Here is a 7,075-nt window from a genome sequence, read left to right on the forward strand (position 1 = left end):
CGCGAACTTATCGCGGATAACGTACGCTAAGGAACGCAAGGAGCAGGTGATGCGCAAGGTTTTGGCTATTCTGATTGGTTGCCTTTGGTGGGCACAGTTCAACCAGGCCCAGCTGGTCGTGCCGGGAAAGTGTTCGAATGCAAATAAATTCTGCGGCGGTGGTTAATATCCAGGAGCTAACCATTCGCGTGCACTGATTCTCTGAGGGTTTAATCGTCAATTTTTTTCACTAAGGATGCAATCATGGTTGCCAAAAGTAGTTCCAAGGCGAAGAAGCCAAACAAACCAGCTTCGCCCCCTCCACAGCGCAAATGTGGCTGTATGTCTATGCATTATTGGCTGGTTGAGCAATTTCCCCAGTATAGGATCGCGCAAACTGAGATTGAACACAATTTCATGGCTGCTCGCCGAGTTGCAAAGACGGCCCCCAAAAAGCCATACACAATTTCAGTTGTGGTGCATCTACTGCAAGCGCCTGGAGGAGCAAAGATAACTACTTCACAGGTTAATGCGCAGCTAAAGACTTTGAATCAGGATTTTCGGGCTCAGAACTTTGATCGGAAAAATGTCCCGCCTGTCTGGAAGGGGCTTGTTGCAGACGCCATGGTCGAATTTCAATTGGCGACCAAAGACCCCAGCGGAATAGCTACGAGTGGTGTGATTTATGCCCCCACTAATGAAATTGAGTTTGGTCAGAATGACTCTATCAAGGATCCTAGTCGTGGCGGTAGCGCCGCGTGGCCTACTGATAGATATCTGAATGTATGGGTAGGCCCATTGAAAGACGGGCTTTTGGGATACGCCCAGTTCCCCGGAGGGCCGGTAGATACAGATGGGGTTGTAATTTCCATAAATGCATTCGGATCGGGAGGCACCGCAGTAGCTCCGTTTAATAAAGGACGGACCTGTACCCATGAGGTTGGTCACTATCTAAACCTCCGGCATATCTGGGGTGACACGCCAGACTGCTCAGGTGGTGATTCGATAAACGACACTCCGAATGCAGAAGGGCCCAACTATGGAATACCAACCTTCCCAAAAGTCACCTGCCAGAATGGTCCAAATGGAGACATGTTTATGAACTATATGGACTACGTCGACGACGAAGCAATGTTCATGTTCACTCCGGAGCAAGTGGCGCGGATGCAAGCCACACTTGACGGTCCTCGGAGATCACTGTGGTCATGAACAAGGCAGAAATCCTCGGTCAATGGATCCATGCTCACGAGCGCGATGGCGTGGGCGCGAAGGTGTTTGTCTCGGCTGGGGAGCCACTCCCGCTAAGCCGCGGGCGCCAGCAACTTGAGTTCTTACAGGATGGTACGTTTGTGGAAGGGCAGCCCGGGCCTGATGACCGTGCGTTGAAGGCCAGTGGTACTTACGAGTTTGACGGCATGCGTCTGCTGCTTCTGCGTGCTGGCAGCTCGAAGCCAGTTGCATTTGAAGCAACTGCGGATGAGGACGGCAAGAGCCTCAAGCTAAAGCAGATATAGCACTCCCCCCGAGCCCACCAAAATGGCGGTTTGTTCTGCGTATATATCGGTCCTAGCCACCGTCCGCTCAAGGACCGAGGCGAGATACCGGCCGGATGAACTGTTGGTGAGTTGATTTCGTTGAACTGCAACCCGATCACAGTTCGAATATTAGTTGTAGAGTCCGATTAAATGTTGTAATCCACACCGGGAAACGGCTGGTCCTGGTCGGCTGTGGAACCATTGGCGGTTATCTCGCCGACCTCCTCGTGAAGGCCGGTGCCGGTACTGGCGATGGGAGGCTTGAGCTGGTCGATTTTGATGGACTGAGGCCGCAGAATCTAGGGCGCCATCGGCTTGGGTTCTCGGGGCTTTTCAACTACAAGGCTGTCGCACTAAAGCGAGAGCTGGAGGCCTTGGCGCCAGGTGCGAATATCGCGGCCACCCCTCGTGACGTCCGTGAGATTGAGCTCGGCGATTTCGACCTGCTCATCGACGCCACGGGTGAGGAGTCGTTGGGGCATCTGCTGGCACGAAAGCATCAGCACGCTGCGCTTCTGACGGTATGGATCGAAGGGCCGGGCGTCGCTGTTCGAGGGGTGATGAGGGCTAACGAAAAGGGTGGCTGCTATCGCTGCCTTTGTGATGCGAATCGGGTCGGTCTTTTGCAGACTGTGGAGGGCGAGATGCCAAAGCTGTTGGCGGGACAGGGGTGCGAAGGACTGTATGTTCCATTTCCGGCGACCGTATCTCTGCAGGCGGCGGCGCTCGGTGCCGAAATGGTCAGTTCCTGGGTCAACAACGACAACGCGCCGACCTTGCGTACGCGAATCCTCGATAGCCAGTTTCAGAGCGCAACGCCGGACTGCACCCTTGTGAAGCAACACGGATGTCCTGCATGCGGTTCGTAAGCGGATTGTCGACGCCGGACAAGCGAAGCCTTGTGAACTTCGATGACAAGGTCCTCGAAGTGTTCCGCAAGCATATCCAGCGACTGGGTAGTGACGCCGAGGCTGGTGGACTGCTTCTCGGCGAGGTTAGGGGCATGCATCTGAACCTTGTCGGCGCGACGTTCCCGACGGTCGACGACCTGAGGTCGCGGTGCTCATTCGAGCGCCTTCCGCAAGGCCACGCGGAAATTTCTCAGAAAATGTGGAGCGACAGCCGAGGAACGGTTCGGTACTTGGGCGAGTGGCACACGCATCCTGAAGATCTCCCCACCCCGTCTGGGATCGACCGGTCAGAGTGGAAAAGATTAGCCTCCGGACGGAAAGACAAGCGCCCATTTCCGTCATAGTAGGCACGGCAGGCTTGCATGTGGAACTGGTTCCGTCAAAGGGCAGCGGCATTCTCCTAAGTCCATGCGCCTGAGGCGCTGCAGCAAGCAAGGCCACTGCAAGTGGCGCAAGCATAGAATGCTCAGCAAGCCTCCCTGCTGAGGAACTCAATACCTTAGCCGCCAAAGCAGCCCGCAGGGGGCCCGCAAAGGTTGAAGCTCAAGCGGCAGTTGATTCAGATCCCATCTAAAGTTCGACGTTGCTTGTTTGCTTGCGACAAGTTGGAGGCTGCCGGTTCCTTCGTCGTATCTGCATGTTTCTCACTCTGCAGCACTCACCACGCCACACTTTCCCTCTCAGCAGAAGCAGCCAAGCTCTCGGCCATCCATGGAACCCTGGTTAGCTGACGACCCGGATGACAACGTTATGGAACGAGGATCGACTGGGAGAAAGGCCAGCCGAGCCGCTCGGCGGCTTTTCGCACAATCCATTCGGATTGCGAGTCAGTGCACCACTTCTTGCTGAGCAGACTCCGAAAAACCGCTTTCAGCGTAGCCTCCTGATCACCCTGAAACAAAGCCAGTTTGCGTTCACAGTAGGGACCATCTGCACGACCAAGTCCTCGCAGACCTCAAAGGCGCTTGCGACCTGGGAGGGTGAGGTGCCGGGGGCGTAGAACTTCCCATCCTCTTCGACCAAACTCATCTTGGGATGCGCGCCAGAGAGAGCAGAAGGGATCGCGGCTATAGGGAAGTCGGCGGGGACCCCACTGTAAATGGAACGGTCGACATGGTCGCTCCTTGCAATGGGAGCAACATACCCCCAACGGCCCGGGGCTTCAAGGGCAACACGGAGTGCAACTCCCCGAAGTTCCCACATTGCTTGCGCAGGCCTCGTTTCTGAGACTCTAGAGGCATAAGCGGCCATACGGCTTTCCCGCGGAAGAATGTCCACTCAAGCCGTGGATGAACCTGTGGATATCACCGTGGTATGTCCTGCAAAGCCAGCATCTACGCGGGTTCCGACGGAGTGCTCAATTCCTAGGCAGGGCGGAATGCAGACGGCAGGCCCTTTTTGTTGAGGAGCAGCCAGCGATGCCCTTTCGAACGTCCATTGAGGCCACCTCGAGGCGCACGCAGGGCTTTGCTATCCTGCTTGCCCCAGGAAGCACAACGAGGTTCATCATGGAGCTTCACTTTGTCAACGAGCGTCCGGCGCCAGACGTCCAGTCACATCCCGAGGTTCAACTGCACCACTGGCGCATCCTGCAGCGGGGCAATGGAACACTGCACATTGCCGCCCAACTCGATTCGGGGTCACTGCGTGTCACTTCATCTCTGCAAGCCATAGACCTGCCCGGGGCAGTAGTCAAAACGGAGTCGGGACGGGGATATCATCTGTGCACTCCGCCTGAAGAAGACCAACTGCTGAGGTCGCTCATGGTGCTGAATGCAGCCCGAAACCTGGTTCTGGTCTCGGGAGATGTGAGTGAAGCAATCTGGGGGGCTATCACGAACGGTGCTTGGCCTCAAGAGGGCACTTGCTTGCTGCCTTCAGTGCAATAAAACAACTCAGGCGGAACGAGCCCGCCGACTGATTTGATGGGACGGCAGGAGTCTGGCTGATTTCCACAATGCAGGAAATGCCCGACGGACCTTGTTTGCATCCGACGGACTTTATTTGCTGTAGTCAATTGTTGGAGTCAATGGCGCTACACATCATCACCGTAACGCTCTTAGCCAGTTTCAGAATTTACCGACAATCCGACCGCGCAGCACATCCAGGGTGCATGCAAACGCTCCGCCCGCGCGAACGGATGATGCATTGCATGCGCCCGTTGGACGCATCGAAGCAGCGGTGAGAAGCATTGTGGCTACTCTGGTCGGTCCGAAAGCTGAGCTCCATCGGACTAGCACTACGCCCCCCTGCTGCGCAAACCCTCGCCAGAGGCAGACACGGGTTTACGACTTTAGTTGGCAGCGATACCCGTTCGCAAACCCGCATGGATGCCAGGGGCCTGTTTACGACTTTATTTGCGTGTTTACGACTTTAATTACCCGGAATACCGAAGGCGATCAGCTCGCCACGGTGAAGCGCTGCTGCACGTGGCGCGGGTTCTCCAACTCGTCGGCGATGGCCACGGCCAGGTCGGCCACGCTGATGCCGCCGGGGGCTTCACCGTTCATCAGCGGTGCATCGGTGCCCAGGCGGTACTGGCCGGTGCGCTCACCGGGGGCCAGCAGGATGGGGGGCGAGAGGAAGGTCCAGTCCAGCGAGGTTTCGCTGCGGATCAGGTTCAGTGCCTCGCGGGCGGCCAGGGCGCCAGGCTTGTACTCGGCGGGGAAGTTGGGCGTATCCACCAGTTGCACGCCGGGCGCCACGTACAGGCTGCCCGCGCCGCCCACCACCAGCAGGCGCTTGACGCCCGCCTGCTTCACGCCCGCATAGATGGCACGCGTGCCGACGAGGAACTGGTCGTGGATGTCGGGCACGGTCCAGCCGGGGTTGTAGGCGTTGACCACGGCGTCCTGGCCGGCCACGGCCTGGGCCACCTGGGCGGCGTCCTGCGCATCGGCCTGCACCACGGTGAGGCCTTCGCGGGCGGCGATCTTGCCGGGGTTGCGGGCCAGGGCGGTCACCTGGTGCTGGCGGCGCAGCAGTTCTTCGAGCACGGCCGAGCCGACAAAGCCGGTGGCGCCGATCAGGGCGATTTTCATAGGATTCTCCGTTGGTTGAAGCGATGCAGTGAGAATATGGGCTTGTCAAAGAAGGCGGTAGAGCCCAAAAACCACCTTCACCTTGAAGTACAGCTTCACAAAGACCCTATGGACGACCTGAAACGCATGGCCGTGTTCGCCGCCGTGGTGCAGCACGGCTCGATGAGCGGGGCGGCGCGCGCTCTGGGCATGAGCACCTCGGCCGTGAGCCAGCAGGTGCGCAAGCTCGAAAGCGATGGCGGCGTGACCCTGCTGCACCGCTCCACGCGCCAGCTGGCGCTGACCGAGGCCGGCCAGCGCTACCACGCGCGCTGCGCCGCCATGTGGGCGGCGGCCGAGCAGGCGCGGGCCGAACTGGCGGCCTCGCGCGATGCACCGAGCGGCGAACTGCGCCTGTCTGCCACGGTGGGCTTTGCCCGGCACATCGCACCGGCACTGGGTGACATGCTGGCGGCCCACCCGGCGCTGCGCCTGCGCCTGTTGGTGGACGACGCGCCCATCGACCTCATCAACGCCCGCGTCGACCTGGCCGTGCGCTTTGGCCGGCTGCAGGATTCGAGCTGGGCGGCACGGCGCCTGTGCGCGATGAACGTCTACCTCTGCGCCTCGGCCGACTGGGTGGCGCGCCACGGCCTGCCCCAGCACCCCGACGCCCTGCTCTCGCACGCCTGGCTGGGCCTGGTGCGCGATGGCGAGGGCATGTTCGCCGAGCTGCGCAACCACCACGGCGAGGCGCGCGCGCTGCGCATGGAGCCGCGCATCGCCAGCAACAACCAGCTCTCGCTGCAGCAGATGTGCGAAGCCGGGCTGGGCGTGGCCATGCTGGGCAGCAGCGACGTGCACGATGCACTGCAATCGGGCCGCCTGGTGCGCCTGCTGCCGCAGTGGGATCTGGGCACGCTCGACGTCTGGGCCGTGACGCCCCAGCGCGACGCGCAGCCCGCCAAGGTGCGCCAGGCGATTGCGGCGCTGCACAGCTACCTGCGCCAGGTCCCCGGCATGCTGGATTGAGCCCCGCAGGGGCCCCTGGACATCCATCGGTTTTTTATCGCCACGGGCCATAAATTCCATCGTTGTGCGGGCGCAGTGGCCTGCCTACAGTCGCGGCTTCTTTCTTCCCCCAAGGAGCCTTGCCATGACGACGAACCCCGCCACCCCCACCTACCCCATCGACCAGGTTATCGCCGCCTTTGCGCGCGGCGACGTGCCTACCCTGCTGGCCCAGGTGGCCGACGACGTGGACCTGCGCATCGACCATTACCGCGACGGCGCCGACACCAGCTGGCAGGTGGCCGGCGACAAGCAGGGCCTGATCACCCTGCTGCAGCGCCTGGCGGTGGAGGTGTTTCCCCGGGGCACGCAGATCCTGCACACCCACAGCCAGCCGCTGGGCAACGACTGGGTGCTCACGCAGTTCCACCAGCGCTTCTTTTATGCGGTACAACAGCGGGAGGTGGAAAGCCTGACCTGGATCGTGAGCCACTCACGGGATGGCCAGGTGGACTACTTCCGCGAAAACGTCACCACCATCGCATGAGACAACAACCCCCTGAGTCGCTTCGCGCCTTCCCCCTTCTCTCGAATGGCTGCGCCATTCGGGAAGGGGGAC

Annotated in this window: 7 protein-coding genes; 6 read left to right on the forward strand and 1 reads right to left on the reverse strand. The window is 59.9% G+C overall.

All coding sequences use genetic code 11. The annotated features are described in order from the left end of the window. The first annotated feature begins 243 nt into the window (after nucleotides 1-243). From PMI14_RS34535 to PMI14_RS31150, 4 genes are all read left to right on the forward strand, one after another. Entirely contained in the window at nucleotides 244-1,188 is a 945-nt protein-coding gene (locus PMI14_RS34535; protein ID WP_007861378.1) for a zinc metalloprotease, read from the forward strand. Further along, nucleotides 1,185-1,493: a hypothetical protein gene (locus PMI14_RS33890; protein WP_052024557.1), complete on the forward strand. Its 309-nt coding sequence runs from the start codon at nucleotides 1,185-1,187 to the stop codon at nucleotides 1,491-1,493. Before PMI14_RS34535 ends, PMI14_RS33890 begins: the two co-directional genes overlap by 4 nt. Before the next feature lie 203 nt (nucleotides 1,494-1,696). Continuing rightward, the gene (locus PMI14_RS34540) at nucleotides 1,697-2,383 is read left to right on the forward strand and encodes a ThiF family adenylyltransferase (RefSeq protein ID WP_255344605.1); all 687 of its coding nucleotides are present in this window, start codon (nucleotides 1,697-1,699) and stop codon (nucleotides 2,381-2,383) included. After that, a complete protein-coding gene (locus tag PMI14_RS31150) occupies nucleotides 2,371-2,769 on the forward strand; it encodes a Mov34/MPN/PAD-1 family protein (RefSeq protein WP_238541939.1) in 399 nt (132 codons plus the stop codon). Before PMI14_RS34540 ends, PMI14_RS31150 begins: the two co-directional genes overlap by 13 nt. Nucleotides 2,770-4,824: 2,055 nt before the next feature. Here PMI14_RS31150 and PMI14_RS31160 read toward each other — a convergent pair. Next, nucleotides 4,825-5,466, reverse strand: coding sequence for an NAD(P)-dependent oxidoreductase (locus PMI14_RS31160; protein ID WP_007861379.1), 642 nt, complete (start codon nucleotides 5,464-5,466; stop codon nucleotides 4,825-4,827). A gap of 108 nt (nucleotides 5,467-5,574) precedes the next feature. Between PMI14_RS31160 and PMI14_RS31165 the strand changes: the two genes are divergently transcribed. Further along, nucleotides 5,575-6,477: a LysR family transcriptional regulator gene (locus PMI14_RS31165; RefSeq protein WP_007861380.1), complete on the forward strand. Its 903-nt coding sequence runs from the start codon at nucleotides 5,575-5,577 to the stop codon at nucleotides 6,475-6,477. A gap of 124 nt (nucleotides 6,478-6,601) precedes the next feature. Further along, nucleotides 6,602-7,003, forward strand: a complete 402-nt coding sequence (locus PMI14_RS31170) for a hypothetical protein (protein WP_007861387.1) — start codon at nucleotides 6,602-6,604, stop codon at nucleotides 7,001-7,003. Nucleotides 7,004-7,075: the final 72 nt, after the last annotated feature.

This window comes from Acidovorax sp. CF316 (assembly GCF_000276605.1).
In the GTDB taxonomy this organism is placed as follows: domain Bacteria; phylum Pseudomonadota; class Gammaproteobacteria; order Burkholderiales; family Burkholderiaceae_C; genus Acidovorax.